The organism is Nonomuraea sp. KM90, from assembly GCF_052246675.1.
Taxonomy (GTDB): Bacteria; Actinomycetota; Actinomycetes; order Streptosporangiales; family Streptosporangiaceae; genus Nonomuraea.
The window spans coordinates 40,333-65,754 of the sequence record NZ_JBQQCB010000057.1 but is presented as its reverse complement, the minus strand read 5'-3'; the positions used below and the strand labels follow the sequence as shown (position 1 = coordinate 65,754).

Genomic DNA, 25,422 nt, shown 5'->3' with positions numbered 1-25,422 from the left:
GCCGGGATGTCGTTCCTGGGGCTCGGGGTGCAGCCGCCGGACTTCGACTGGGGGCGGGTGCTGTTCGACGGGTTCCCGCGCATCTACGTCACGCCCGAGGCGGTGCTCGGTCCCGCCGCCGCCATCGCGCTCGCCGGCATCGGCTTCAACCTGCTGGGCGACGCCCTGGCCAGGGCCGCCGCGCGGGCTCCCGTACCGGGAAGCGAGCGTGGGCGGCGGGCCGGGCCCGTCGCGGGGGACGCCCCCGACCCGGACGCGGTGCTGGAGGTGCGGGACCTGAGCGTCACGTTCCCCGGCGGCGTCACCCCGGTGCGGGAGCTGTCGCTCACCGTGGCGCCCGGCGAGATCGTCGGGCTGGTGGGCGAGTCCGGCAGCGGCAAGAGCCTGACCGCCGGCGCCATCGGCGGGCTCGTGCCCTATCCGGGTGCCGTCACGTACGCGGCGCTCCGCCTGGGCGGCAGGGACGTGGCCACGCTGTCGGACCGCGAGCTCGGCACCGCGCTCGCCATGGTGTTCCAGGACCCGCTGGCCGCGCTCAACCCGGCGCTCAAGGTGGGCGGGCAGCTCGCCGAGGTGGCCATCGTGCACCAGGGCGCGAGCCGCGCCGAGGCCCGCCGCCGCGCCGTGGACCGGCTCGGCCACGTCCACCTGCCGGAGCCCGGGAAACGGGCCGCGCAGCACCCGCACGAGCTGTCCGGCGGCATGCGGCAGCGCGCCGTGATCGCGATGGGCCTCATGGGCACGCCGCGCCTGATCGTCGCCGACGAGCCCACCACGGCCCTGGACGTGACCGTGCAGCGGCAGATCCTGCGGCTGCTGCGCGAGGTGGTCGAGGAGACGGGCGCGGCGAGCCTGTTCATCTCGCACGACATCGCCGTCGTGGGGGAGCTGTGCGACCGGGTCGTGGTCATGTACGCCGGGCGCGTGGTGGAGGAGCTGCCCACCGACCGGCTCGCCGCCGGGGCCGCGCACCCGTACACGAAGGCGCTGATCGCCTCCCTGCCCGACCTCGACACCGACCGCTCCCTGCCGCTGGCCGGCATCCCCGGCACCCAGCCGGCGCCCGCGCAGGTCGGCCCCGGCTGCGCCTTCGCCCCCCGCTGCGCCCTGGCCACCGACCGGTGCCGGGACGAGCGCCCCGAACTCGTCGCCCACGGCCCCTCCCAGCGGGTCGCCTGCTGGGAGGTCAAATGATCATCAAGAACCTGAGCGTGCGCTTCGGCGCCTTCACCGCCGTGGACGACGTCACCCTGGAGATCCCCGACGGCAGCGTCGTCGGGCTCGTCGGGGAGTCGGGGTCCGGCAAGTCGTCGCTGGCCCGGGCGGTGTGCGGGCTCGTCCCCCACACCGGCACCGTGGAGGGCGCCCGCCGCGTGCAGATGGTGTTCCAGGACCCGTACGCCTCGCTCGACCCCCGCATGACCGTCGCCCAGACCATCGCGGAGGGCGCCGGCGCCGGCGAGGTGGAGCGGCTGCTCGGCCTCGTCCGGCTGCCCGCCGAGCTGGCCGGCCGCTACCCGCGCGAGCTGTCGGGCGGGCAGCGCCAGCGCGTCGCGATCGCCCGCGCCCTCGGCGGCGACCCCGGGCTGCTGGTCGCCGACGAGATCACCAGCTCGCTCGACGTGTCCGTGCAGGGCGCGGTGCTCAACCTGGTGCGCGGGCTGCGCGACGAGCTGGGGCTGGCGATGCTGTTCATCTCGCACAACCTGGCCGTCGTCAGGTATGTCGCCGACGTGGTGGCCGTCATGCACCACGGCCGCCTGGTCGAGGTCGGGCCCACCGAGCAGGTCGTCGGCGAGCCCGCGCACGACTACACCCGCGCCCTGCTGGCCGCGGTGCCCAGGCTCAGAGGGTGATCCACTCCGTCGAGGTCGTCACCTCGTCGAGCACGGACGGGATCGGCTCGACCCCCAGGCCAGGCCCGGCCGGCACCTCCAGGTGCCCGTCCACCAGCTCGAACGGCTCGGTGATGTCGGTCGCGTAGTAGCGCCGCGACCCGGAGGTGTCGCCGGGCAGCGTGAAGCCGGGCAGGGCGGCCAGCGCCACGTTCGCCGCCCGGCCGAGCCCCGTCTCCAGCATGCCGCCGCACCACACCGCGATCCCGTTCGCCCGGCACAGGTCGTGGATGCGGCGGGCCTCCAGGTAGCCGCCGATCCGGCCCGGCTTGATGTTGACGATCGAGCAGGAGCCGAGCGCGATCGCCGCGGCGGCGTGCTCGGCCGACTCGATCGACTCGTCCAGGCAGATCGGCGTCTTCAGCCGCGTGGCCAGCTTGGCGTGCTGGACCAGGTCGTCGTTGGCCAGCGGCTGCTCGATCAGCAGCAGGTCGAACGCGTCCAGCCGGGCCAGGCGGCGGGCGTCGGTCAGCGAGTAGGCGGCGTTCGCGTCCACCTGGAGCAGCACGTCGTCGCCGAACCGCTCGCGCACGGCCCGCACCGGCTCGACGTCCCAGCCGGGCTCGATCTTCAGCTTGATGCGGACGTACCCCTCCTCCAGGTAGCCCCCCACGGCGTCGAGGAGCTGCGGGACCGAGTCCATGATGCCGACCGACACCCCGCACGGCACCCGCGGCCGGGCGGCGCCGAGGAAGCGGCCGAACGACTCGCCCGCCGCCCTGAGCTGCGCGTCCAGCACCGCCGTCTCCAGCGCGGCCTTGGCCATGCGGTGCCCCTTGATCGGCTCCAGTGCCCGGCCGACGTCGTGCACGTCGAGGTTCGCCGGCAGCGCGGGCAGCAGGAAACGCCGGATCACCTCGGCGGCGCCCTCGACGTACTCGGAGGAGTAGAGCGGCTCGGACATGGCCACGCACTCGCCCCAGCCCTCGGCGTCCGGCGTCACGACCCTGACCAGCAGCACGTCGCGGGACGTCTCGGTGCCGAACGAGGTGCGGAACGGTGCCACGAGCGGCATCGCGATCCGGCGCAGCTCAACTCCAGTGATCTTCACATCTTCTCCACTACGTAGTACGACTTCCCGGAGAACCCCGTGACCCGGCGACCCTCCGCCATCAAACCGCCCAGCACATCACGTACGGCGTGCCGCCACGCCTTGCCCGTCCCCGGGTCGGCGCGGCGCAGCGCCTCGATGTCGGCCGGCACCGCGACCAGCACGGTCCCGGCGTCCGCCGCCCCGGGGACCGTCACCGGCCGCCCGCCCTCGTCGGCCAGCGCCACCACCGCGTCATCGGGGACCGGCGCGACGCGCGGCTCCCGCCGTGCCAGCGCCTCCACGTGCGGCGCGGTCAGCGGCCAGGAGGCGAGCACCCGGTCGGACTCGTCGCCCTGGTTGATCGCGTCCTCCATGACGCCGTAGAAGCACGGCAGGTATTCCAGCGGGCGGGCGCCCAGCTTGGCCAGGTTGAAGTGGGCGTTGCGGCGGACCAGGGGGTCGTAGGTCCAGGTGATCCGCTCCAGCCCGCGCGCGAGGGCCCAGCGGCGCTGGTGCTGCTTGAGCTGGAACCCGATGCCGCGGCCGGCCAGCGTGCCGGTGACGTGCGAGTGCAGGGCGCCCCCGGTCGCCAGGAAGCCGGCCGAGGCGCCCACCATGCGCTCCCCGTCGAAGGCGCCGGCCACGTAGCCGCCCGCGTGCGCGAGCGCCCGCATCAGCTCCAGGGTGATGGGCGGGTCGCCGGCGCCGAAGTGCCAGATGCCGTCGAACAGCGCGTAGACCCGCTCGAGCTCCGCCAGCTCGTGGAGCTCCCTGACCTCGATCAACGTGCCAACCCTTCCCCTCACGGACATCCCATGGCGACGGTATGCCATCGCCGGTCGCCGGGATTCGTCCGGGACCACCAAGAGGGCGGCGGTCTTTCGTAGCATCGCCTCACCGCCGGCGGGGGAGATTGTTACCCGTACGCGCCCGGCGGGCGGCGGCGCGTACGGGCTCAGCGGGATCCGGCGCGCAGGGCGATGCGGATCCGGCTGGGCGCCTCCTGGCTCAGGCGTACGGACTCCAGCGGCACCGTGACCTCCGGCGTGCGGTAGCGGCCACCCGGGAAGCGGGCCGCCAGGCGCGCGCGCACGGCCGCGGCGGTCACGTGGCCGTCGAGCGAGCTGCGGCCGTCGCGCCAGATCTCCACCGAGCACGGGCCCGCCTGCGCCGCCATCGCCAGCCCCGCCACGGTCGCCCCCGCCAGCGCCCCGACGTCGCCCCGCGTCCAGCCGTAGTGCCACATCCCCGCCGCCACCACGGGCGCGGCCGGGCAGCAGCCGGGAGCGGTGAGCACCACGTCCAGCCCCTGGCACAGCAGCTCGGCGATCTCCTCGGCGCCCTGTGCGGGCCGGGCGCCGACGCGCAGCCCGGGGAGCTCCGGCACCCGGCCGCCCGTCCCGTAGATGAGCTTGATGCCCGTCGCGAGGGCTCCAGGGCCGCTGTCGTGCCAGCCGCAGGCGACGACATCGACCGACTCGGCAGACCTCCATGTGCCGATGCGCAGCATGTTGGTTGACTACCCTTTGCCGCGAACCATCACACACCGTTACTCACGGAAGGCGGCCGCGAGGACGGCGACCATGCCGCCGGAGGCGCTCAGCGCAGGCTCCAGGCGTCGAGCCGGCGCAGCACCCGCGACACCACTACGGGATCGGCGCTCGGGTCCCGCCGCGCCTCCAGGACCTCCTGCCGGGCGGCCGACATCATCTCGCCCTGCACCCGGCGCACCTTCCTGGCCGGCCGCGCCGCCGGCAGCAGCCACACCAGCCGGACGAGCACCACGACCCCGATCACGACGGCGCTCCAGCCGAGCGGGGAGGCGACCGCGTGCCCCCGCCCAGGTCAGCGGTCGAGGACGTGCAGGGTGTGCGGGCTGGACCCCAGAACCACCGCACCCGTCTCCGCACCCATTTCCGCACCTATCTCAGGGCCGGGCTCCGCGCAGGCCACCACGTCCGCCACCCGGGCGCCGAACAGGTCGGGCACGTAGATGGCCGGCTCCAGGCAGAACGTCATCCCGGCCGCCAGCACGGTGTCCTCGCCGGTACGCGGCCCCTCGTCGGGCCCCAGCCCGACACCCCGGCCGACGTGCGCCGCCGCGAACCGCCCGTACCCGCTGCCGTCGATCACCTCGCCGATCACCCTGGCCACCTCGGCCACCGGCGCGGCGGGGCGCATCGCGGCCAGCCCCGCCCGGTGCGCCGCCAGCACCACCGAGTACATCGCCTCGAAGTCCTCCGGCGGCTCGGCCACGACGAACACCCTGGCCGACTCGGCGCAGTAGCCGCCCCACCGCCCGCACACCGACACCGTCACCGCGTCGCCGGGGTTGATCACCCGCTCGCCGGGCACGTGCGCGGGCCGGGCCGTGTGCTCGCCCGCCGCCACCCGCAGCGCCACCACGTCCTCGCAGCCCGACTCCACCAGCAGCAGCCGCAGCCGGTGGGCCATCGCCCGCTCGGTCGCCCCGAACCAGGCCAGCTCCCGCGCCTGCCCCAGCACCCCTTCCGCGGCGGCGGCCGCCCGTGCGACGGCCTCGACCTCGTACGGCTCCTTGCGCAGCCGCAGCGGCGCCAGCACGGAGGAGGCGGGCACGAGCTCGGCCTCGATCGCCAGCCCGAACAGCTCCCGCACCCGCATCTCCGGATCCACCCCGACCCGCCGCGCCCCCTCGGGCACCACCCCGGCCGGATCGGCGGTCTCGGCCAGCGCGTCGGCCGTCACCACGAGGAAGGCGCCCCCACCGCCTTCTCCCGTGCCCCCGCCCAGGAACCGGTAGTCGGGCGAGGGCCGCAGCACGATCGCGTCCACCCCGGCGTCGGCCATCGCCTCCCGCACGGCCGCCAACCGCCCGGCGGCCAGGCCGTCCGGCACCGTGAGGGCGTCCCCCACCGTGAGGGTGGCCCGCGGCGCCAGGTCCTCCAGGGCCGCGGGCCGCTCGTCCCGGGCCGCGGGCTCCCGCGGCGCGGCCCCGTCGTACGGCCGCGGGCTCACTTCGGCTCGTGCAGCCAGCAGGCGACCGGCCCGAAGTCCGGCTCCTTCTCGCGGCACACGTCCATCACCAGTGGGCAGCGCGGGTTGAACCGGCACCCGCCCGGCGGGTTCGCCGGATCCGGCACGTCCCCGGGCAGCTCCGCCGGCAGCACGCCCAGCCCGTCCGGCTTGGGAATGGCCCCCAGCAGCGCCTTCGTGTACGGGTGCCGCGGATCGGCCCACACCTTGGCCGTGTCGCCCACCTCGACGATCTTGCCCAGGTACATGACCGCGATCCGGTCCGCGATCAGCCGCACCACGGACAGGTCGTGGCTGATGAACAGCAGGCCCGCGCCCGACTCCACCGCCAGGTCCCGCATCAGCCTGGCCACCTGCGACTGCGCGGAGGCGTCCAGCGCCGAGATCGGCTCGTCGCCGATCAGCAGCCGCGGCCGCGCGGCCAGCGCCCTGGCGATGGCGATGCGCTGCCGCTGCCCGCCGGAGAACTCGTGCGGGTGCCGCCCCGCGAAGTCGCGCGGCAGCCCGACACGTTCCAGCAGGTCGGCGGGGGAGGTGGCGGTGTCCCGCGCGGTGCGCAGCCCGTCGGCGATCTGGTCGCCCACCCGCCGGCGGGGGTTCAGCGACGCGTACGGGTCCTGGAACACCATCTGGATCCCGGTCAGCTTCCTGCGCCGCAGCCCGAGCGGCGTGACCGGCTGCCCGTCGAACGCGATCGAGCCCGCGCTGATCGGGTTCAGCCCGCAGACCGCGCGGGCCAGCGTCGACTTGCCGCACCCGGACTCGCCGACCAGCCCCACGACCTCGCCCGGGCCGACCGCCAGGCTGGCCCCCGCGACCGCCCGCACCACGGGACGGCCGGGGGAGCGGTGCTCGACGACCAGGTCGTCGATGGTCAGCAGGCTCATGACGTCTCCGCTTCGGGTAGCGAGTCCAGCAGCGATCTCGTGTAGGCGTGCGCCGGCTCGCGCAGCACCCGGCCGCGCGGCCCCGACTCCACGACGAGGCCGTCCTTCATCACGCTGACCTCGTCCGCCACCGCCGACATGACCCCGAGGTCGTGCGTGACCAGCAGCACGGCCAGCCCCAGCTCGTCGCAGAGCCCGCGCAGCAGCCGCAGCACGCCCGCCTGCACGGTCACGTCCAGGGCGGTGGTCGGCTCGTCCGCGATCAGCACCTTGGGCGAGCAGGCCAGCGCGATGGCGATCGCGACGCGCTGCCGCATCCCGCCGGAGAACTGGTGCGGGAAGCGCCCGTACGCCTCCTCCGGCCCCGGGATGCGGACCTTGCCGAGCAGTTCCACCGCCCGTGCCCGCGCCTCGGCCCTGCCCAGGCGGAGGTGGTGGCGCATGTGCTCGGTGAGCTGCTTGCCGATGGTCAGCATCGGGTGCAGGCTGGTCGCCGGGTCCTGGAAGACCATGGCGACCTCGCCGCCGCGCACCCGGTTCAGCTCCTTGGGCGGCAGGGCCAGCAGGTCGCGCTCGCCGAGCGCGATCGTCCCCGACACGCGCGCGCCGTGCGGCAGCAGGCCCAGCGCGGCCAGGCCGGTCATCGTCTTGCCCGACCCGCTCTCCCCGGCCAGCCCGTGCACGCGGCCGGCCGCCAGCCGCAGGTCGACGCCGCGCAGGATCTCCTTGCCGCCGATCGACACCTTCAGATCGCGGATGTCCAGCGTCACAGCGCACGCTCCTTGATCGCGCGAGCGGTACGGGGGTCGAGGGCGTCCCGCAGGGTGTCACCGAGGAAGTTGAACGCCAGCACCACCGTCAGGATCGCCAGCCCCGGGAACGTCGCCACCCACCAGCTGTCGAACACCTCCACGCCGGAGGCCACCATCGCGCCCCACTCGGGGGAGGGCGGCTTGGCGCCCAGGCCCAGGAACGACAGCCCGGACAGCAGCAGCAGCGCGGTGCCGATGTCCAGGGTGGCCAGCACCAGGACGGGGCCCGTCACGTTCGGGAGCACGTCCACCCGCAGCGAGCGCCACACCGAGAAGCCCAGCAGCCGCCCGCTCAGCACGAACTCCCGCTCCCGCACCCCCAGCACGAGCCCGCGCGTCACCCGGGCGTAGGCGGGCCAGGCGACGACCAGCACGGCCAGCACCGCGTTCGTCAGGCTCGCGCCCAGCGCCGCGGCCACCACCATGGCCAGGATCACGGTCGGGAACGCGAACACCAGGTCCGCCACCCGCATGATCGTCTCGTCGACCCACCGGCCGAAGTAGCCGGCGCACGCGCCGAGCAGCCCGCCGATCAGCACCGACAGCGCCACCAGCAGCAGCGTCAGCGGGATCGACACGCGCGCCCCGTACATGACCCGGCTGAGGATGTCGCGGCCGAGCTGGTCGGTGCCGAACCAGTGGCCGGGCCCGGGGGGCGCCAGCCGCGGCAGCTCCTGGGCGAGCGGGTCGTGCGGCGCCAGCAGGGGCGCGGCCAGCGCGATGACGAGCCAGGCCACGGCCAGCACGCCGCCGACGATCGCCAGCGGCTGCCGCCACGCCTCGGGCAGCCGCCGCAGCAGCCCCTTGCGGGCGAGGGGGTCCCGCCGTCTCATTGCAGCCTCACTCGGGGATCGATGACGCCGTACAGGACGTCCACGATCAGGTTGATGACCAGGTAGACGACGCCCACGACCAGGCCGACGCCCATGACGGCGGGCAGGTCGAGGGTGGTGGCGCTCTTGTAGGCGTACTGGCCGACGCCGGGCCAGGCGAAGATGGCCTCGACCAGCACGGTGCCGGACAGCAGGCTGCCGAAGGCCAGGCCCGCCACGGTGATGATGGGCACCAGGGCGGAGCGCAGGACGTACCGGAACAGGATCGTCCGGCCCGGCAGGCCCTTGGCCCTGGCGGCGCGCACGTAGTCCTGCCCCAGCACCTCCAGCACCGCCGAGCGGGTGAAGCGGGTGAGCAGCCCGATCGTGTAGAGCGCCAGCACCAGGGCGGGCGTGATCAGGTGGCCGACGGCGGAGGAGAAGATGTCCCACCGCCCGGCCAGCAGCGCGTCGATCGTCTGCAGCCCCGTCACGGGCGGGGCCGAGCCGAGCGCCGCGTCCACCCGGCCGCTGCCCGGGGTGAGCTGCAGCCGGTAGAAGAAGATGTAGAACGCCACCAGCGCCAGCCAGAACGTCGGCACGGAGATGCCGATGAGGCTCAGCACCCGCAGCGCGTGGTCCGCCAGCCGGTCCCGGCGCAGCGCCGCCACGACCCCGAACGCCACGCCCAGCACGAGCGAGACCAGGATCGCCGCGCCCGCCAGCTCCAGCGTCGCCGGGACGAACTCGGCCAGGTCCTGGCTGACCGGGCGGTGGCTCTGCTGGCTCGTGCCCAGGTCACCCTGGACCAGGCCCTGCAGGTGGATGAGGTACTGCTGCCACAGCGGCTTGTCCAGGCCGTGCTCGGCCCGCCACTGCGCCACGATGGCCGGGTCGCCCAGGGCCCGCTGGCCGAGGTTGGCGGCCACGGGGTCGCCCGGCACGAGGTTCGTCAGGACGAACGTCACCAGGGTGATGCCCCAGGCCATCAGCACGGCCAGCAGGATGCGGCGCACCAGGAACCGCGCCAGCGGATGCGCCCGCGGCCGCCGCGCCCGCGCGGGTGCCGGGCCGGCGGGCGGCGTGCCCGCCGGATCCGGGGATTCGGACACCTGGGAATCCCTACTTCACGCCGAGGTCGGCGACGTCCACCGTCCACACCGGGTGGTACTCCAGCCCGGTCACCGACGCGGCCGTCACGATGTTCTGGCCCGGCTGGATCAGCGGGATGAACGGCCCGGACGCGTTGAGCTTGGTCTGGACGTCGACGTAGGCGGCCGTACGGGCGTCGTCACCGATCGCCGCCGCGGCCTTCTCGCCCGCGGCCTCGATCTCCTTGGCCGCGCCCTCCTTCCAGCCGGCCCGCAGGCCCACCGTCTTGCCCGGGAGGAAGGCCAGGTAGTCGCTGGGGTCGGGGTAGTCGGGGCCCCAGTACCACAGGCCCATCTCCTCCTTGCCGTTGCGGTAGTTGTCCAGGGCCGTGGTGACCGGCGCGGGCTGCAGGTCCACCGTGATGCCGACCTCCTTGAGGTTGGCCTGGACGCGCTCGGCCAGCGGCTGGAACGACAGGCCGTTCACGGTCAGCTCGCTCGGGTACTCCAGCTTGACGGTCGGGTTCGACAGGCCGCTGGCGGCCAGCGCGGCCTTGGCGCCCTCGACGTCCCGCTTGGCCCCCTGGTCGGCGGGCAGCGCGCCGAGCAGCTGCGACGGGATGACGCCCGGCGCCTGCGTGGAGCCCTCGCCGGCCAGCTCCAGCAGCCCCGTGTAGTCCACGCCCTTGCGCACCGCCTCGACGAACTTGGCGTTCGTCGTGGTCTTGCTGATCGCGGAGTCCTGGTTGGCCAGCAGGAAGATGACGTTCGCCGAGGCGGTCTTCTTGACCTGCAGGGTCGCGGGCATGCCGGTGACCTGGTCACCCGACAGGTTGAGCGCCACCTGGCTGTCGCCGCGCTGGACGTTCAGCTTCTGGGTGGCGGCCTCGACGTTGCGCAGGACGATCTTGTCGTAGGCGGGCTTGGTCCCGTAGTACTTCGGGTTCGCCTTGAGCGTGACCTGGCTGCTCACGTTGAACGACTCGATCTGGTACGGGCCCGAGCCGGCCGAGTTGGCGTTCAGGTACTGCTCGGCCTTGTCCTGCGGGTCCGTGGTGGCGCCGTTCTGCTTGGCGAGCTTGCTGTTGATGATGCCGAGGGCCGGGTTCGGCAGGATGTACGGCAGGGCCGGGTTGGGGGCCTTCGACGTCAGCGTGATCGTCGTGTCGTCGGTCTTGGCCACCTCGACGCCGTCCAGCAGGAACGACGGCGTACCCTTCATGTCACGCACGCGCGTCAGCGAGAAGACCACGTCGTCGGCGGTCACCGGCGAGCCGTCGGCGAAGGTGGCGCCCTGCTTCAGCTTGAGCGTCAGCGTCTTGCCGTCCTCGGACAGCTCGTACGACTCGGCCAGCGCCGGCACCGGCTTGGTCACGTCGGCGCCGTCGAAGGTCAGCAGCGTCTCGTAGAGCGCCTTGCCGACGATGAGGCCCGTCGGCTCGTAGGTGCGGCCGGGGTCGGCCGTCTTGAGGTCGAAGGACGTGTCGATGACGAGGGTCTTGCCCCCGGAGGCCCCGGAAGCACCGGGGGCCGGGGAAGTGCCGCCGCCGCTTCCGCAGGCGGCGAGGGCGAGTGCACCGGCGAGCAGTACAGCCGCCGTCTGCGAGCGGGTCGCCATGTTGGTCCTCCAAGATTGGACGTTCAGCAGAAGGATGTCGAGGATTGTCCGGCAGAACGTCCAGGTCCTGTGCGGTCGGCGAGACGTATATAAAGGTCGATGAGGTAATGATGAGTGATATTTCCAGGAATGGTGTCGGCGGCGGCGGTCAGGCTGGACGGATCGGTATCGGTCTCGAGCTGGACGACATCCACATGAAGATCCTCGAGGTCCTGCGCGAGAACGGCAGGATCTCGGTCGCCGCGCTGGCCGAGCGGGTGGGCATCTCCCGGGCCAACGCCTACACCCGGTTCGAGGCGCTGCGCGCGGACGGCGCGATCAAGCGGTTCACCGCCGAGATCGACCACGTCAGGACCGGGCTCGGCATCACGGCGCTGATCTTCGTGACCGTGCGCCAGCAGATGTGGAAGCAGTTCAGGGCCGAGCTGGCCAGGATGCCGGAGGTGGAGTACTGCGCGATCACCACCGGCCAGCACGACGCGATGATCCAGGTACGCGTGTCCGACGTGGCCGCGGTGCACACCATGGTGACCGACCGGCTGGCCAACATCCCGGCGGTCAAGGCGACGGAGACGGTGTTCATCCTGGACGAGGTGCTCAGGCGGCCGTACGTGCTGCCCAGCGACCGCGACCAGGCCCGTCCCCAGCGGCGGCCCGCCCAGGAGGCGCAGGGCGACGTGCCGCTCGGCAAGATGCGCTTCGTCGGCGCCGCCGAGGGCCGGGCCGCCCTGCGCAAGGACGGCTGACAGGCGGATGTGACGGATCGGGCGGGGTCAGGCGACCTCGGCGCACACGCTGACGTGCGGCGTGTCGTCCCCCTCGAACGTGAACTCCTCCACCAGGCGCAGCAGCCCGTCGTCCCCGGTCTCGATGCGGCTGCTGCTCTTCCCGCCCGCCGTGCCCCCGGCCACCAGGGCGTGCACGTAGGAGATGGAGACCCGGTCGCCGTCGCGGGTGCCGACGAAGCGTCCCTCGGTCACGGTGTCGCCGGTGTAGCTGCCCCACACCACCCCGTCCGTCTCCCAGTACTCGAACGCCGTGGGGCTGTCGGGGTTCACCGCGCTCGCCGTCGAGCTCACCATCACGAATTTACGACCGTTGAGATTCACGCCCCCATGGTCCCCAGATTTCGGAAATATCAGCAATCGGTTGGACATACGGTGAGGGATGCTAGTCAGCGGTCGCAATCCGTCCAGCCGGGAGCGGAACGGCGGCCGTACGCCGGCGGCTCAGTCCATCGGCGCCCGGATCTTGGTGGTGAGCGCCACCCGCGAGGCGACGCCGAGCTTGGCGAAGGCGTTGCCCAGGTGGTATTCGATGGTCTTCACGCTCAGCACCAGCTCCCTGGCGACCTGCCTATTGGTCATCCCGGTCGCCACCAGCCGCGCCACCGCCTGCTCCTGCGGCGTCAGCCGCATCAGCGGGGAGGACCCGGTCTCCGCGCGCGGCAGCCCGCAGGCGCTCAGCTCCCGCTCGCACCGGTCCACGTACGGCCGCGCGCCCAGCCGCGCGAACATCCCGAGGCCCACCTCGAGCTGCGCCTGCGCCTGCTTGCGGCGGCCCAGCCTGCGCAGGAACCGCCCGTACGCCAGCCGCAGCCGCGCCTCGTCGAACGGCAGCCCCGCCACCCCCGAGTGCGCCAGCCCGGCCGTGAACGCGGCGTCGGCCAGGTCGTTCTCGTGCCGGGCCGCGTGCAGGCCGCCCCGGCAGCGGGCCGCCGCGGCCAGCGCCGAACTCCTGCGCCGCCGCCCGGCCAGCCGCTCCATCCCGGCGAGCTGGAGCTCCGCCCGCTCCAGGTCGCCCAGCGCCACCAGGGCGTCGACGAGCAGGTCGAGCCACTGCACGATGCCGGGCTCGTACACGATGTCGTGCACCCGCACCGCCAGCAGCGGCTCCAGCGCCTCCACCGTACGGCCGTGCTCGCCCCTGGCGGCGGCCAGGTGGGCGGCGGCGCTGCACGCGTGCGCGAGCGCGGCCACCGCGTCCATGCTCGAATCCCTGGCCGGCATGGCCGCCGCCACGTGCGACTCCGCCGCCGGCCAGTCGCCGCGGGCGGCCGGGACCAGCGCGGCCAGCGCGTGGCATACCGGCGCCAGCCACCGCTGGTCGGCGTCGTCGGCCACGGACGCCGCGGTCGCGGTGTGCAGGTGGGCGTCGTCCCAGCGGCCCGCCCGGTACTCGGCCTGCCCCAGCATCGCCATGGACAACATGCGGAACGGCACCGAGCGCTCCCCGCAGGCGGTCACCACCCCCGACAGGTCCGCCAGCCCGCCCGCCAGGTCGTCGCTGCACGTGCGCAGCAGCCCGCGGCCGAGCAGCGCGTCCAGCTCCGCGATCGACGCGGTCGCGGCCGGCGGCAGGTCCGCGGTGGCCGCCAGCGCGGCGTCGATCTGGCCCGAGATGCCCAGACCGGTCAGCAGCATGTAGCGGTTGTAGTCGATGCTGAAGCGGTAGCCGGGGGAGCTCCTGGCGCGCTCGGCCCACCGCGTGGCCTGCCTGCCCTCGGCCCTGACCAGGCAGAGCATGGCGAGCTGCTGGGCCGCCCGCGCGGCCAGGCCCGACTCGGGAGGCCCGGCGCGCTCCCACGCGGTGACGAGGTGGGCGCGGGCCTCCTCGACCTCGCCGCGCACCATGGCCAGGTGCCCCAGCGCGTAGCCGCGCACCGCGGGGTGCGCCCGCTGGGGCAGGCTCGCGGTCAGCCGGGCCGCCTCCTCCACCCGGCCGTCCAGCAGCAGCGCCTCCACCGCCTCGGCGGCCAGGGGGTCGGGATCGCCCGACAGCTCCGCCGCGGCCTTGAGGTGCTCGGCCGCGCTGCCGAACGCGCCGAGCCGTACCTGTGCCCGGCCCAGCTCCGCCAGCTCGGCGGCCAGCTCCGGGTTCGGGCCCGACACCGCCTCGATGCGGTGCCGCAGCCGCGCCTGCTCGCCCTCGGCCACCAGCGCCGCCCGCGCGTGCAGCGCCGAGCGGCGCGCCGGGCCGAGGTCGCGGTAGACGGCCGCGCGGACCAGCGGATGCGGGAACGCCGCCACCGTGCCGCGCGTGGAGGAGCGTTCCAGCAGCACCCCCTCGCGCACCGCCTGCTCCAGCGCCTGCAGCGGCTCCTCCACCCCGGCCACTCCGGCGGCCAGGTGCAGCGGGGCCGAAAGGCCCAGCACGCTCACCGCGCTGACCAGCTCCCGCACCGGCGGCGCGCACCTGGCCACCTTGCCCAGCACCAGCAGCGCGTACGAGCGCGGCGCCGGCAGCGGCTGCCCCAGGTCGTCCAGCGCCGCCGGGGGCACCTCCTCCAGCAGCGCCCGCAGGTGCAGCGGCACCCCCTCGGTGTGCGCGACCAGCCGCGCCAGCCCCCGCTGCGACACCGGGCCGCCGACCAGGCCGCTGACCAGGGCCTCCACCTCGGGTGCCCGCAACCCCGGCAGCCGCAACCGGGTGGAGCGCGCGGCGACGAGCCGTACCAGGCCTTCGGGACCCGACAACGCGGCCGCGTCGCGCAGCATGAGCACCGTCAGCACCCGGTCCACGCGCAGCCGGCGCAGGCAGAACGTCAGCGCCCGCAACGTCGGCTCGTCCGCCCAGTGCACGTCGTCGACGACCAGGCAGAGCGGCTCGCCAAGTTGCCGCTCGCTCAGCACGTCCAGCAGGGCCGCCCCGACCGCCAGCGGGTCCGGCAGCCCGGCGGGGTCGTCGAGCCCGGGCGCCAGCACGGCCAGCCGCCGCGGCAGCCCGCCCGGCCCGCCGAACAACCTGACCAGCGTCCCGTACGGGAGCAGCACCTCGCCCTCGTCACCATCGGTGAACAGCACGTTCGCCGTCCCGCACCCCTCCAGGAACCGGTGGATCAGCGTCGTCTTCCCGATCCCGGCCGGCCCCTCCACCACCACCAGCCGCGGCTGCCCGGCACGGGCGCGCCCGAACTCCTCCGCCAGGTGCCGGAGCTCCTGATCTCGCCCGACGAACGTCGCGATCGGCTCAGCCATGGCGGCCTCCGCTTCCCGGGGAATCCCACGGTTGCGCGGGACGGCCGGAGCCTCAAGTAAGAGTTGCCTGTCTACCTGTCCAGAGGCCGCGCGAAAATCAGGGGTTATCCCCAGGATGCCGTCCCGGGGCGGGTCTCTTACGCTCGCGGTGAGCCGGGAGGCGTGATGCGGTTCATCGTGGAGCTGGAGTACGGTGCGGACGGCGTCCACGGGCTGGTCACCCGTGAGGACGCGGACCGGGCCGTGCCGTTCCACGGCTGGCTGGAGCTGCTGCGGCTGCTCGAAGGGCCGCACACCCCGGGTAATCCCCGGGACGAACTCTGACGCGCGCCCTCCCGCCGGACCGGAACATGTGAGGTGTCCCCCGTGGGAGGGGCGCAGGTGGAGGACCTCACGGCCGTTCGCGGAGGGACGGCCAGGCCCCCAGGGCGCGCAGGGGGGACGGGTGCCCGCCGGACCCCGTGGAGCAACTGCCACGATGCCGCGCAGGTTCGCGCCGACCCGGCGCCGGGTCCGGCGGCTCCCGCGCGTGGCCGTGCGGCCCGCGCGTAGGCGGGAAAGCGGCCCGGGCCGCCTTCCGGGTCAGGGGCGGCCGCGGGGCGGGCGGGAGCGGGCTTGCCCGGGACTTTACCTTTCAGGGGCCTGACGCCATCATTGCGCTGTGTGATAGTAATGTGACACTGCGTATCCGAAGAGATCCGGGAGATCTTCATGGTGGCGTACACGCTCTCGATATTGGCGGCGGTGGGCGCGGTGGCGCTCACCGCGCTGGTGTTCAGGCGGGTGAAGAGAGCCGGCGAGGACCGCGACCCCAACGGCCCGTCCGCCGCGCACGCGGGGGCGATGTTGTCGGCCATGTTCCTGCTGGTGTTCGCCATCGCGATCATCGTGCCGTGGACCACCGCCGACGCCGCCCGGCTCAACACCCACGCCGAGAGCCAGTCCGCGGTCGACGCCTACTGGGCGGCCTCCGACCTGCCCGGCTCGGCGCCCGAGGAGGTGCGCAGGTCGCTGCGTGACTATGTCACGTTCGTGATGCGGGACGAGTGGCCGCTCATGGCCGAGGGCAAGATGCACCCGCTCGGCGCCGAGCGGATGGACGACCTGCGCGGCCGCGTCAACGAGCTCCAGACCCGCGACGGCGACGAGGAGGACGCCAAGGAGACCGTGCTGGAGCACATCAGCGCCATCTCCACGGCCCGCGCGCAACGCACCGCCGACGCCGCCGCGACGCCGCCCGAAGGGCTGCTGCTCCTGACGATCCTCACGGGCGCGCTGGTCATCGTCTTCCCGTTCCTGGCCGGGGCCAGGCCGCGCGGGCTGGCGATGCTGCCGCTGGTGGCCACGGCGGCGCTGCTCGGCTTCGGCATCTACCTGACCTGGGACATCTCGCACGCGTTCGCCGGGCCGCTGGCGGTCGGGTCGGAGGCGTTCCAGGGGGCGCTGGACGAGTTCGCGCGGATCGCCGGGGGGTTGTGACCGTGGCCGTCAGGCGCGCGCCGCTGCTGCTGGCCGCCGCCCTGATCGCGGCGGCCGCCGCGGGCCCGGCGGCCGGCCTCGCCGCGGCCGACCGCGAGCCGTGGCCCGGCGGGGCGCGGGAGGTCAGCCGGATGGCGCTCGCCGGGGCGCCGGAAACCGGCCGCGTGGCCCCGCCCCGTCGGATGACGGGAGCCGGCCGGGTGGCGCGGCCCCGTCCGGTGCCGGGAGGCGGCCGGGTGGTGCCGCCCCGGCCGGTGCCGAAGGTGTCCGTGCGCCCGCCCGCCCCGCCCAGGGGCGTCACCGTGGGCCCCCGGGTGAAGGTGCCGAGGGTGTCGGTGCGGCGCTCGCCCGATCCCAGGGTGTCGATCTCGATGCCGCGCGGCAGGCGGGCGGAGCCCCAGGTCACGGTGCCGCAGGTGACCGTCTACCACGACGGGGTGTGCTCGGGCGGGGTCGTGGTGGGGGAGTGCCCGCGCCGCCCGCCCCGCGAGGTGCGCGCGGCCGCGCCGCCAGTGGTGCCGCCTGTGGTGCCGGTCCGGGTGCTCCCCTCGCCGAAGCCCGAGCCCACCCCGGCCCCCACCCGGTCGGCCCGTTCTCGCGTCAAGAGCCTCGAGCCGCCGGCGCGGCGGCGGAACCCGCTGAACAGCGTCCTGCTCACGGTCGTGCTCGTGACGGCGATCACCTCGACGACGGCCGTGGCCTTCCGGGCACGGCGATGATCGCGCGAGCGACCTGAGCGCCTTCGCCCGAAATCTCGAGCGTCGTCCACCACGAGCACCAGGAGCACCACGGGAAGTCCGGGCGGTGCGTCCATGGCGCCCGTGCATCCGGTCTGCCCGGTGAAAAATGGGAAGCGACGGCTCCGTGACGCGTGGCACACTGGCCGGACGCGATCAAGGAGGGGCGGTGCCCGGCGAAGAGGTGCTGGCCGGCGGCGGCGTCAACCACGTGGTCCGGGTGGGCGACACGGTGCGCAGGCCGGCGGGACCCTGGACCCCGGCCGTCCACGGGCTGCTGCGCCACCTGGCCGGGCGCGGGTTCACCGGCGCGCCCAGGAGCCACGGGATCGACGGGCAGGGGCGGGAGGTCCTCGACTTCGTGCCGGGCGAGACCGCCGACTACCCGCTGCCCGCATGGGTGCGCACCGATGAGGTGCTGGTGGCCGTGGCCCGGCTGCTGCGCGAATACCACGACGCCACGGTCGGCCTCTTCCGCGAGGGTGACTGGTACTTCCCGGCGGTCGAGCCGTACGAGGTGATCTGCCACGCGGACGTGGCCCCGTACAACTGCGTGTTCAGGGAGGGCCGGCCGGTCGCGTTCATCGACTTCGACACGGCGCACCCCGGACCGCGCGTCTGGGACGTGGCCTACGCGGCCTACCGGTTCGTCCCCCTGCACGATCCGAGCGACGGCGACGGGATCCCGGTGGCGGAGCAGGCGCGGCGGCTACGGCTGTTCGCTGACGCGTACGAGCTCGGCGAGGCCGCCCGGCAGGCGCTGGCGAAGACCGCGATCAAGCGCCTGGAGCATCTGGTCGGCTTCATGCGGGAGCGTGCCGCCGCGGGCGACGCGGCCTTCACCGACCACGTCGCCCGCGGCGACGATCGCTTCTACGAGATGAACGTCGAGCACTTGCGCCGCCACGAGAACGCCCTCATTACTTGCTGAAGCCCGCGGTCAGGCCGCTGAGGAGCTGGCGGCGGCCCACCACGTACAGGACGAGGATGGGCAGCGTGGTGAGCACGACCGAGGCCAGGACGGCCGGCACGTTGATGCTGTACTCCTCCTGGAAGGACCACAGCGCCAGCGGCAGCACGCGCTTGTCCGGGCTCTGCGTGAGCACCAGCGGCAGCAGGAACCCGTTCCAGATGTGCAGCGCGTTGTAGATCGTCACCGTCACCACGGCCGGGCGGGCCAGCGGGAACGCCAGCCGCCAGAGCATCCCGCGCTCGGTCGCGCCGTCGATCCGCATCGACTCGAACAGGTCCTTCGGCACATCCCTGATGAAGTTCGACAGGACCAGCACCGACAAGGGGATCGCGAACGCGATCGACGGCAGGATCATCGCCATCAGCGAGTCGTACAGGCCGAGCTGGATGATGATCAGGTAGACCGGGATGATCGTGGCCTGCAGCGGGATGGCCAGCCCCATGAGGAACAGCGAGTTCGTCCAGCGCAGCAGCCGGTTCCGGTCGGCGCCGCGCACGATCGCGTACGCCGCCATGAAGCTGACCGCCACGGCAGGCACCACGGCGCCGATCGTGACGATGACGCTGTTGATGAAGTACTGCACGAAGTCCGACTCGATGACCAGCCGGTAGTTCGCCAGCGTCGGCTCCGACGGCGGGGCGAACGGGTTCTCCAGGTAGTAGCGCGACTGGGACTTGAAGCTCGTGATGACGATCCAGTAGATCGGCACGACCACGATCAGCAGCCACAGGACGCTGGTCAACCCGGCCAGGTAGTTGGGGCGCTCCTTGCCGCGCGAGGTGCTGCGGCGGTGGCGCGGGTCCGCCTTGGCGGTGCCGAGCTGCTCCGGGGCCCTGGTGGTGGGGGCGGTCGTCATGCGTCAGGCCCCTTCTAGCTGGCTGTGACTGGAGTCGCGGCCGCCGAGCCGGCGCAGCAGCAGCGACAGGGCAAGGCCGACGAGGACGAGGATGATCGCGATCACGCTGGCCGGGCCCATGAGATTGGCCATGAAGCCGCGCTTGTACATGTCGACCGCGAGCACCCGGGTGGCGTCACCGGGACCCCCCGCGGTCAGCACGAAGATCAGGTCGAAGAGGGTCAGCGACCCGACCACCATCAGCGTCGAGGACGTGATGATCGTGTACTTGAGCTGCGGCAGCGTGATGCTGAAGAACCTGCGTACCCGGCCCGCGCCGTCCAGCTCCGCGGCCTCGTACATCGAGCGCGGGATCTGGCGGATGCCGCCCTGGTAGATCAGCGAGTGGAACGGGATGTACTGCCAGGACACCACGAAGATCACCACGCTGAAGGCGAGGATCGGCTCGCCCAGCCAGTCCTGGACGAGGATGGGGATCCCCAGGCCCGCGCCGAGCCCGAAGTTCGGGTCGAGCAGCGCCTTGTACGTGATCGCGAGGGCCGCGGAGCTGAGCAGCAGCGGGATGAAGAACAGGACCGACAGGATCGCCCGGTAACGCTGCTGCCCGGCCAGGAACGCGCCCATCAGGATGCTCGCCGGCGTCTGGACCGCCCACGACACGGCCATGAGGAGGAACGTCACCCAGAGTGCGTGCGGCAGGCCCGGGTCGCTCAGGATCGCCGCCCAGTTGTCGAAGCCGGCGACGCTGATCGCACCGAGCCCGTCCCATTGCGCGAAGCTCAGAGCGAGCACCCCGACCAGGGGGATCACGGCGAAACCGAGGAAGAACACGAGTGCCGGGATGGTCATCCATCCCAGTGAGCCGCCACGGCCCGCGCGAGCCGCGGGCCTGGCGGTGGTCGTGACGGCGCTCACTTGCCGATGACCGCGTTCATGTTCGTGGCGAACTCCTGCGGCGAGATCGACATCTGGAACAGCTTGGAGATGTTGTCCAGCAGCACTTCGGCGGCGGTCGGGCTGAGCGCCTGGTCCCAGGACTGCGCGAAGGTCTTGGCGTTGACGGCGATGTTGTAGACGAAGGTCAGGAAGTCCTTGTCCTTGGAGGTGGCGAACTGCGCGTCCGCGCCCTTGATGATCGGGACGGCGCCGGTCCCGACCCAGTCCTTGACCGCGGTGTCGTCGGTCAGCGCGCCGGTGAAGAACTTCTTGGCGATCTCCTTCTGCTCGGCCGTGGCCTTGGAGGAGATCGAGAGGTACTGGCCGGGGTTGCCGACGGTGTTGCCGGGGTCGCCCTTGCCGCCGTCGATCGGCGGGAAGTTCATGTAACCGAGGTTGCCGCCGGAGACGAAGTCGCCGCCGTCGGTGGACATGCTGCCGTACGTCCAGCCGCCGTGCAGCATCATGGCGGCCTTGCCGGTGTACAGCAGCGCCTGGTCGGCGTTGGAGTCGGCGGTGATCGAGGAGAAGCCCTTGACGAACCCGTTGGCCTTGACCAGCTTCTGCACCTCGCCCAGGGCCTGGATCGCGAGCGGGTTGTTCCAGGCGTCCTTCTCGCCGTCGAAGACGGCCTGGAAGACCTCGGGTCCGCCGAGGCGGTCGAAGAGGAACTCCAGCCACATCATGTTCGTCCAGCGTGACTGGCCGCCGAGGGAGAACGGCGCGATGCCCTTGGCGTTGAACTTGGGCACCAGGTCCAGGATGTCGCCCCACGTCTGGGGCGGCTCGGCGCCGATCTTGTCGAAGGCCCGCTTGTCGTAGTACAGGACGATCGGCTGCAAGGTCTCGCAGGGCATCGCGTAGATCTTGCCGTCGATGGTGGCCGCCCCGAAGGAGGAGGGGAACAGCTTGTCCTTGACGGCGGTGTTCTGGTCGAACCACGAGGTCAGGTCCTCGACCTGGCCGGCCTGCACGTAGCTGCGCAGCGTGCCGCCGCCCCAGCCCCAGATGAGGGTGGGCGCCTGACCGGCCCCGATGGCCGTCTTGATCTTCGTCTTGAACGCGTCGTTCTGGAAGGTCGTGCCGGTGATCTTGCCGTTCGGGTTGGCCTGGTTGTGGCGCTCGACGGTCCTGGTGCGCACGCCTTCCTGCGGCTGGGTCGACAGGTACCAATACGTGGCGCCGGCGCCACCGCCGCCGCTCGTGGCGCCGGTGCCGGTGCCGCCCGCACCGGTTTGGGTGGGCCCCGAGCCGCCGCAGGCGGCGAGGGCGGCTCCCAGGGGAACGCCCATGGAGAGGCTGAGGAAGGTGCGGCGAGAGGTTTTCCTGGACTCCACGCTGATCTCCATACTCGAGTGCCGCGGGCTGGGGATGCGGCTCGTTGATCACTGGGTGCGATGGCCGGCGGTCGTGGATCGGCACCGTACCGATGCCGCTCGTCCACTCCTCCCAATGTCAGCTCATCGAAACATTTTCGACATGACCGCGGGGGTCGCCAATCTAGGTTTCGGGAATAAAGGTGTCAAGAGTTTGTCGATCAGGCAACCACTGGATTTCCGGCGGGTCACGTGTAAGGTACTTTCGCGCGTGCCTTCAGCTGGGGGTCCGTGAGACCGAAGGTTCCGCGCGGAGTGTCGTCCAGGTGTCGAAACATTTTCGAAAACTTACGACAGCACCGCACCTCTTTAAGGAGCGCAGTACATGACGGCTCTTGATCGGACACCGACGGCGGACAGGGCCCTGCGCCCGTGGCAGGACCCGGCGCTCGCCGTGGCCGACCGAGTCGACGCCCTCCTTGCGGAGCTGACCCTGGAAGAGAAGATCGGCCAGCTCGGCAGCCGGTGGATCGGCAACGACATGCAGGAGGCCGAGCCGGAGCCCGGGGCGGAGACGCTCAACGTCGCGCCGATGCAGGACGTGTTCGCCGCGTCGGGCACGATACCCCTGGAAGAGGCGGCCCGTCACGGGCTCGGCCACCTGACCCGCGTCCACGGCAGCGCCCCGGTCACCCCCGAGCAGGGCGCGGCGGAGGTCGTGCGCCTGCAGCGGGCCGTCGTCGAGCGCTCCAGGCTCGGCATCCCGGCGATCGTGCACGAGGAGTGCCTGACCGGCTTCACCGCCTACGGCGCCACCGTCTACCCCGCGGCCATCGCCTGGGCGGCCACGTTCGACCCGGAGCTGGTGGCCCGGATGGCGGCCGCGATCGGCCGCGACATGGCCGCCGTGGGCGTGCACCAGGGGCTGTCGCCGGTCCTCGACGTGGTGCGCGACTACCGGTGGGGGCGGGTCGAGGAGACCATGGGCGAGGACCCGTACCTCGTCTCGATGCTCGGCGCCGCCTACGTGCGCGGGCTGGAGAGCGCCGGCATCATCGCCACCCTCAAGCACTTCGCCGGCTACTCGGCCTCGCGGGCGGCCCGCAACCACGGCCCGGTGCCGATGGGGCGGCGCGAGCTGATGGACATGATCCTGCCGCCGTTCGAGACCGCCATCGCGCTCGGCGGCGCCCGCGCGGTGATGAACTCCTACTCCGACGTGGACGGCGTCCCCGCCGTGGCCGACTCCTGGCTGCTGACCGACGTGCTGCGCGGCGAATGGGGCTTCACCGGCACCGTCGTCTCCGACTACTGGGCGGTCCCGTTCCTGGCCACCATGCACCGCGTCGCCGCCGACCCCGAGCAGGCCGGCGTGCACGCGCTGGCCGCCGGGGTCGACGTCGAGCTGCCCGACACCCTCGGCTTCGGGCAGCACCTCGCCGAGCGGGTGCGCTCCGGCGAGCTGCCGGAGGCGGTCGTGGACCGGGCGGTGCGCCGCCTGCTCACCCAGAAGGTCCAGCTGGGGCTGCTCGACCCGGACTGGACGCCCGAGGGCTCGGTCGCCGGGGCCGCCTCCACCGACCTCGACTCCCCGGGCAACCGCGCCCTGGCCAGGGAGCTGGCCGAGCGGTCGGTCATCCTGCTCACCGCCGGGACCGCGCTGCCCCTGCTCGGCGAGGGACGGCCCGCGCCGCGCCGGGTCGCCGTCGTCGGGCCCGCCGCGCACGACCCCCGCACGTTCATGGGCTGCTACGCCTTCCCCAACCACGTGCTGCCCCGCCACCCCGGACTCGGGCTCGGCGTCGAGGCGCCCAGCGTCCTCGAAGCGCTCAGGGCGGAGCTGCCCGATGCCGAGATCCGCTACGAGCAGGGCTGCGAGGTGCGCGGCGACGACCGCTCCGGCTTCGCCGCCGCCGTGACCGCCGCCCGCGAGGCGGACGTGTGCGTGGCCGTGGTGGGCGACCTGGCCGGCCTGTTCGGGCACGGCACCTCGGGCGAGGGCTGCGACGCCGAGGACCTGCGGCTGCCGGGCGCCCAGGCGGACCTGCTGGCCGAGCTGGCCGCCACCGGCACGCCGGTGGTCGTGGTCGTCGTCTCCGGGCGGCCGTACGCGCTGGGCGAGGTACGGGCCGGCGCCGCCGCGCTCGTACAGGCGTTCATGCCCGGCGAGGAGGGCGGCGCGGCCATCGCCGGCGTGCTCTCCGGCCGGATCCAGCCCGCGGGCCGGCTGCCCGTGCAGATCCCGCGCGGCCCCGGCGGGCAACCGGGCACCTACCTGCAACCGCCCCTGGGCACCGACAGCCACGGCATCAGCAACCTCGACCCGAGCCCGCTGTTCCCCTTCGGCTACGGCGCCTCCTACACCACCTTCGAGGTCGCGGGCCTGCGGATCAGCGACACCGAGGTCCCCACCGACGGGGAGTTCACGGCGACGGTCACCGTCCGCAACACCGGCGGCCGGGCCGGGGAGGAGGTCGTCCAGCTCTACCTGCACGACGTCCTGGCCCAGGTCACCAGGCCGGTGCGGCAGCTGGCCGGGTTCGCGCGGGTCCGGCTGGAGCCGGGCGGGAGCACGGAGGTGAGCTTCCGCGTACACGCCGACCGCACCGCCTTCACCGGCCGCGACCTGCGCCGGGTCGTCGAGCCCGGGGACGTCGAGGTGCTGGTCGGCACCTCGGCGGCCGACCTGCCCTGCCGGGGCGTCGTACGATTGACCGGCCCGTCGCGGTACGTCGGCCACGACCGGCGGCTCGTCACCCCCGCTGACGTGGGCGCCGAGGTGGGCGCTGACGTGGGCGCTGACGTGGGCGCTGACGTGGGCGCCGATGCGCGCGCGGGCTCCGCCGGGCGGCGGCAAGGGGGTGCAGATGCCGGCCAGTTCTAGGCGCGCCACGCTCGCCACCGTCGCGGCCTCGGCCGGCGTGTCGGTCGCGACCGTCTCCAAGGTGCTCAACGGCCGCAGCGACGTCGCGCCGGCCACCCGCTCGCTCGTGCAGTCGCTGCTGCGCCAGCACGACTACGTCGGCCCGGCGCCGCGCCGCGAGCCCTCCGGGCTGGCCACGGTCGAGGTGCAGTTCGACGCCGACCTCAACGCCTACTCCACCGAGATCATCCAGGGCGCGGTGGCGGCCGGGGCCGAGGCCGGCGTCGGGATCGTGGTCAGCATCAGGAGCGGCACCGAGCGCACCACCGCCTGGGCCCGCGAGCTGGTCGCGGCCGGGCGCCGCGCGCTGATCGCCGTCACCGGCGAGCTGACCGCGGGCCAGCCGGCCGCGCTGGCCAGGGCCCGCCTGCCGCTGGTCCTCATCGACCCGCTCAACCTGCCGCGCACCCGGGTCACCAGCATCGGCTCGACCAATTTCGCCGGCGGGCTGGCCGCCACCCACCACCTGCTCTCCCTCGGGCACCGGCGCATCGCCTACATCGGCGGCCCGGCCACCGCGGCCTGCAACCAGGCGCGCCTGCACGGCTACCGCGCCGCCATGGAGGCCGAGGGGGCGCCGGTCCTGCCCGGCTACGTGCGCTCGAGACACTTCCACTACCAGGACGGGGTGGAGGGCGGGGCGGCGGTGCTCGACCTGCCGCACGCACCGACGGCCATCTTCGCGGGCAGCGACGAGATGGCCGTCGGGATCATGGAGGCGGCGCGGGCGCGGGGCCTGCGCATCCCCGAGGACCTCAGCATCGTGGGGTTCGACGACACGCAGATCGCCCAGGTCACCTCGCCGCCGCTGACCACCGTCCGGCAGCCGCTGCGCGAGATGGGCGGGGTCGCGCTGCGGACCGCGCTGCGGCTCGCGGCCGGGGCGAGGGTCGACTCGCATCACGTGGAGCTGGCGACGGAACTGGTCGTCCGCGGCTCGACCGCCCCCGTCCCGGCGGGCGGCGGCAGACGGGCTTGAACCTCCCCGGTGCCGGCGTCCGGGCAGGCAGGCCCGGCGTTCCTGCACCGGCGTCCCTGCACCGGCGTTTTGCGCTGGCGTCC

General features: G+C 73.3%; 25 protein-coding genes. 9 read left to right on the top strand and 16 right to left on the bottom strand.

The window, feature by feature from the left end:
- Together ACTWPW_RS38175 and ACTWPW_RS38170 are read left to right on the top strand one after the other, a co-directional pair.
- Positions 1-1,194, top strand: a 1,194-nt coding sequence (locus ACTWPW_RS38175) for an oligopeptide/dipeptide ABC transporter ATP-binding protein (RefSeq protein ID WP_443171522.1), incomplete at its 5' end; no start/stop codon positions are given.
- Positions 1,191-1,856: an ABC transporter ATP-binding protein gene (locus ACTWPW_RS38170; RefSeq protein WP_364129278.1), complete on the top strand. Its 666-nt coding sequence runs from the start codon at positions 1,191-1,193 to the stop codon at positions 1,854-1,856. The genes ACTWPW_RS38175 and ACTWPW_RS38170, both read left to right, overlap by 4 nt.
- On the opposite strand, the gene menC is transcribed toward ACTWPW_RS38170, so the two are convergent.
- The 11 genes from menC to ACTWPW_RS38115 all read right to left on the bottom strand — a co-directional run bounded on the left by menC (position 1,846) and on the right by ACTWPW_RS38115 (position 11,357).
- Positions 1,846-2,946: an o-succinylbenzoate synthase gene (gene menC / locus ACTWPW_RS38165; protein ID WP_375108489.1), complete on the bottom strand. Its 1,101-nt coding sequence runs from the start codon at positions 2,944-2,946 to the stop codon at positions 1,846-1,848. The genes ACTWPW_RS38170 and menC overlap by 11 nt on opposite strands.
- Positions 2,943-3,734: a GNAT family N-acetyltransferase gene (locus ACTWPW_RS38160; RefSeq protein ID WP_375108488.1), complete on the bottom strand. Its 792-nt coding sequence runs from the start codon at positions 3,732-3,734 to the stop codon at positions 2,943-2,945. The genes menC and ACTWPW_RS38160 overlap by 4 nt, the downstream gene beginning before the upstream one ends.
- A 149-nt stretch (positions 3,735-3,883) precedes the next feature.
- A complete protein-coding gene (locus tag ACTWPW_RS38155; RefSeq protein ID WP_375108487.1) occupies positions 3,884-4,438 on the bottom strand; it encodes an acyclic terpene utilization AtuA family protein in 555 nt (184 codons plus the stop codon).
- Between the two features lie 89 nt (positions 4,439-4,527).
- Entirely contained in the window at positions 4,528-4,725 is a 198-nt protein-coding gene (locus ACTWPW_RS38150) for a hypothetical protein (protein ID WP_443171521.1), read from the bottom strand.
- Positions 4,726-4,773: 48 nt separating this feature from the next.
- A complete protein-coding gene (locus ACTWPW_RS38145) occupies positions 4,774-5,925 on the bottom strand; it encodes a M24 family metallopeptidase (RefSeq protein WP_375108486.1) in 1,152 nt (383 codons plus the stop codon).
- Positions 5,922-6,830 carry an ABC transporter ATP-binding protein gene (locus ACTWPW_RS38140; RefSeq protein WP_375108485.1) on the bottom strand — a complete coding sequence of 303 codons (909 nt, stop codon included), beginning with the start codon at positions 6,828-6,830 and terminating at the stop codon, positions 5,922-5,924. The genes ACTWPW_RS38145 and ACTWPW_RS38140 overlap by 4 nt, the downstream gene beginning before the upstream one ends.
- Complete coding sequence (locus ACTWPW_RS38135; protein ID WP_443171520.1) at positions 6,827-7,600, bottom strand: ABC transporter ATP-binding protein; 774 nt, start codon at positions 7,598-7,600, stop codon at positions 6,827-6,829. The genes ACTWPW_RS38140 and ACTWPW_RS38135 overlap by 4 nt, the downstream gene beginning before the upstream one ends.
- Positions 7,597-8,475 carry an ABC transporter permease gene (locus tag ACTWPW_RS38130; protein ID WP_364129296.1) on the bottom strand — a complete coding sequence of 293 codons (879 nt, stop codon included), beginning with the start codon at positions 8,473-8,475 and terminating at the stop codon, positions 7,597-7,599. Before ACTWPW_RS38130 ends, ACTWPW_RS38135 begins: the two co-directional genes overlap by 4 nt.
- Positions 8,472-9,566, bottom strand: coding sequence for an ABC transporter permease (locus ACTWPW_RS38125; RefSeq protein WP_364129299.1), 1,095 nt, complete (start codon positions 9,564-9,566; stop codon positions 8,472-8,474). Before ACTWPW_RS38125 ends, ACTWPW_RS38130 begins: the two co-directional genes overlap by 4 nt.
- A gap of 10 nt (positions 9,567-9,576) precedes the next feature.
- On the bottom strand, positions 9,577-11,163 hold the full coding sequence (locus ACTWPW_RS38120) for an ABC transporter substrate-binding protein (RefSeq protein ID WP_375108483.1): 1,587 nt from the start codon (positions 11,161-11,163) through the stop codon (positions 9,577-9,579).
- A gap of 23 nt (positions 11,164-11,186) precedes the next feature.
- Positions 11,187-11,357 (bottom strand): hypothetical protein, encoded by a 171-nt coding sequence (locus ACTWPW_RS38115; RefSeq protein ID WP_375108482.1) that lies wholly within the window; start codon positions 11,355-11,357, stop codon positions 11,187-11,189.
- Between ACTWPW_RS38115 and ACTWPW_RS38110 the strand changes: the two genes are divergently transcribed.
- Complete coding sequence (locus ACTWPW_RS38110; protein ID WP_364129306.1) at positions 11,358-11,909, top strand: Lrp/AsnC family transcriptional regulator; 552 nt, start codon at positions 11,358-11,360, stop codon at positions 11,907-11,909.
- Positions 11,910-11,936: 27 nt separating this feature from the next.
- On the opposite strand, the gene ACTWPW_RS38105 is transcribed toward ACTWPW_RS38110, so the two are convergent.
- The gene (locus tag ACTWPW_RS38105) at positions 11,937-12,272 is read right to left on the bottom strand and encodes a hypothetical protein (protein WP_443171519.1); all 336 of its coding nucleotides are present in this window, start codon (positions 12,270-12,272) and stop codon (positions 11,937-11,939) included.
- Between the two features lie 120 nt (positions 12,273-12,392).
- Positions 12,393-15,140 carry an ATP-binding protein gene (locus tag ACTWPW_RS38100; protein ID WP_443171518.1) on the bottom strand — a complete coding sequence of 916 codons (2,748 nt, stop codon included), beginning with the start codon at positions 15,138-15,140 and terminating at the stop codon, positions 12,393-12,395.
- Between the two features lie 165 nt (positions 15,141-15,305).
- On the opposite strand from ACTWPW_RS38100, the gene ACTWPW_RS38095 reads away from it, so the two are divergent.
- The 4 genes from ACTWPW_RS38095 (at position 15,306) to ACTWPW_RS38080 (ending at position 18,287) form a co-directional block, all read left to right on the top strand.
- Entirely contained in the window at positions 15,306-15,464 is a 159-nt protein-coding gene (locus ACTWPW_RS38095) for a hypothetical protein (RefSeq protein WP_443171517.1), read from the top strand.
- A gap of 387 nt (positions 15,465-15,851) precedes the next feature.
- Positions 15,852-16,619 (top strand): bestrophin-like domain, encoded by a 768-nt coding sequence (locus ACTWPW_RS38090; RefSeq protein WP_375108478.1) that lies wholly within the window; start codon positions 15,852-15,854, stop codon positions 16,617-16,619.
- A gap of 2 nt (positions 16,620-16,621) precedes the next feature.
- Positions 16,622-17,338, top strand: coding sequence for a hypothetical protein (locus tag ACTWPW_RS38085; protein ID WP_443171516.1), 717 nt, complete (start codon positions 16,622-16,624; stop codon positions 17,336-17,338).
- A gap of 187 nt (positions 17,339-17,525) precedes the next feature.
- Positions 17,526-18,287, top strand: a complete 762-nt coding sequence (locus ACTWPW_RS38080) for a phosphotransferase enzyme family protein (RefSeq protein WP_443171515.1) — start codon at positions 17,526-17,528, stop codon at positions 18,285-18,287.
- On the opposite strand, the gene ACTWPW_RS38075 is transcribed toward ACTWPW_RS38080, so the two are convergent.
- The 3 genes from ACTWPW_RS38075 to ACTWPW_RS38065 all read right to left on the bottom strand — a co-directional run bounded on the left by ACTWPW_RS38075 (position 18,277) and on the right by ACTWPW_RS38065 (position 21,458).
- Positions 18,277-19,185 (bottom strand): carbohydrate ABC transporter permease, encoded by a 909-nt coding sequence (locus tag ACTWPW_RS38075; RefSeq protein ID WP_443171514.1) that lies wholly within the window; start codon positions 19,183-19,185, stop codon positions 18,277-18,279. The two genes, ACTWPW_RS38080 and ACTWPW_RS38075, sit on opposite strands and share 11 nt — an antisense overlap.
- A gap of 3 nt (positions 19,186-19,188) precedes the next feature.
- Positions 19,189-20,034: a carbohydrate ABC transporter permease gene (locus tag ACTWPW_RS38070; RefSeq protein WP_375108474.1), complete on the bottom strand. Its 846-nt coding sequence runs from the start codon at positions 20,032-20,034 to the stop codon at positions 19,189-19,191.
- 62 nt (positions 20,035-20,096) lie between these two features.
- Complete coding sequence (locus ACTWPW_RS38065) at positions 20,097-21,458, bottom strand: extracellular solute-binding protein (protein WP_443171513.1); 1,362 nt, start codon at positions 21,456-21,458, stop codon at positions 20,097-20,099.
- A 364-nt stretch (positions 21,459-21,822) separates the two neighbouring features.
- On the opposite strand from ACTWPW_RS38065, the gene ACTWPW_RS38060 reads away from it, so the two are divergent.
- Complete coding sequence (locus tag ACTWPW_RS38060; RefSeq protein ID WP_443171512.1) at positions 21,823-24,321, top strand: glycoside hydrolase family 3 N-terminal domain-containing protein; 2,499 nt, start codon at positions 21,823-21,825, stop codon at positions 24,319-24,321.
- A complete protein-coding gene (locus ACTWPW_RS38055; protein ID WP_443171511.1) occupies positions 24,305-25,339 on the top strand; it encodes a LacI family DNA-binding transcriptional regulator in 1,035 nt (344 codons plus the stop codon). The genes ACTWPW_RS38060 and ACTWPW_RS38055 overlap by 17 nt, the downstream gene beginning before the upstream one ends.
- Positions 25,340-25,422 lie beyond the last annotated feature (83 nt).

What these genes read in the sequence shown, in the direction of transcription:
- ACTWPW_RS38170 (WP_364129278.1), top strand. Translation starts at nt 1,191, where the DNA reads ATGATCATCAAGAACCTGAGCGTGCGCTTCGGCGCCTTCACCGCCGTG.
- ACTWPW_RS38155 (WP_375108487.1), bottom strand. Translation starts at nt 4,438, where the DNA reads ATGCTGCGCATCGGCACATGGAGGTCTGCCGAGTCGGTCGATGTCGTC.
- ACTWPW_RS38140 (WP_375108485.1), bottom strand. Translation starts at nt 6,830, where the DNA reads ATGAGCCTGCTGACCATCGACGACCTGGTCGTCGAGCACCGCTCCCCC.
- ACTWPW_RS38130 (WP_364129296.1), bottom strand. Translation starts at nt 8,475, where the DNA reads ATGAGACGGCGGGACCCCCTCGCCCGCAAGGGGCTGCTGCGGCGGCTG.
- ACTWPW_RS38120 (WP_375108483.1), bottom strand. Translation starts at nt 11,163, where the DNA reads ATGGCGACCCGCTCGCAGACGGCGGCTGTACTGCTCGCCGGTGCACTC.
- ACTWPW_RS38110 (WP_364129306.1), top strand. Translation starts at nt 11,358, where the DNA reads ATGAAGATCCTCGAGGTCCTGCGCGAGAACGGCAGGATCTCGGTCGCC.
- ACTWPW_RS38100 (WP_443171518.1), bottom strand. Translation starts at nt 15,140, where the DNA reads ATGGCTGAGCCGATCGCGACGTTCGTCGGGCGAGATCAGGAGCTCCGG.
- ACTWPW_RS38095 (WP_443171517.1), top strand. Translation starts at nt 15,306, where the DNA reads ATGCGGTTCATCGTGGAGCTGGAGTACGGTGCGGACGGCGTCCACGGG.
- ACTWPW_RS38090 (WP_375108478.1), top strand. Translation starts at nt 15,852, where the DNA reads ATGGTGGCGTACACGCTCTCGATATTGGCGGCGGTGGGCGCGGTGGCG.
- ACTWPW_RS38075 (WP_443171514.1), bottom strand. Translation starts at nt 19,185, where the DNA reads ATGACGACCGCCCCCACCACCAGGGCCCCGGAGCAGCTCGGCACCGCC.
- ACTWPW_RS38070 (WP_375108474.1), bottom strand. Translation starts at nt 20,034, where the DNA reads ATGACCATCCCGGCACTCGTGTTCTTCCTCGGTTTCGCCGTGATCCCC.
- ACTWPW_RS38060 (WP_443171512.1), top strand. Translation starts at nt 21,823, where the DNA reads ATGACGGCTCTTGATCGGACACCGACGGCGGACAGGGCCCTGCGCCCG.
- ACTWPW_RS38055 (WP_443171511.1), top strand. Translation starts at nt 24,305, where the DNA reads ATGCCGGCCAGTTCTAGGCGCGCCACGCTCGCCACCGTCGCGGCCTCG.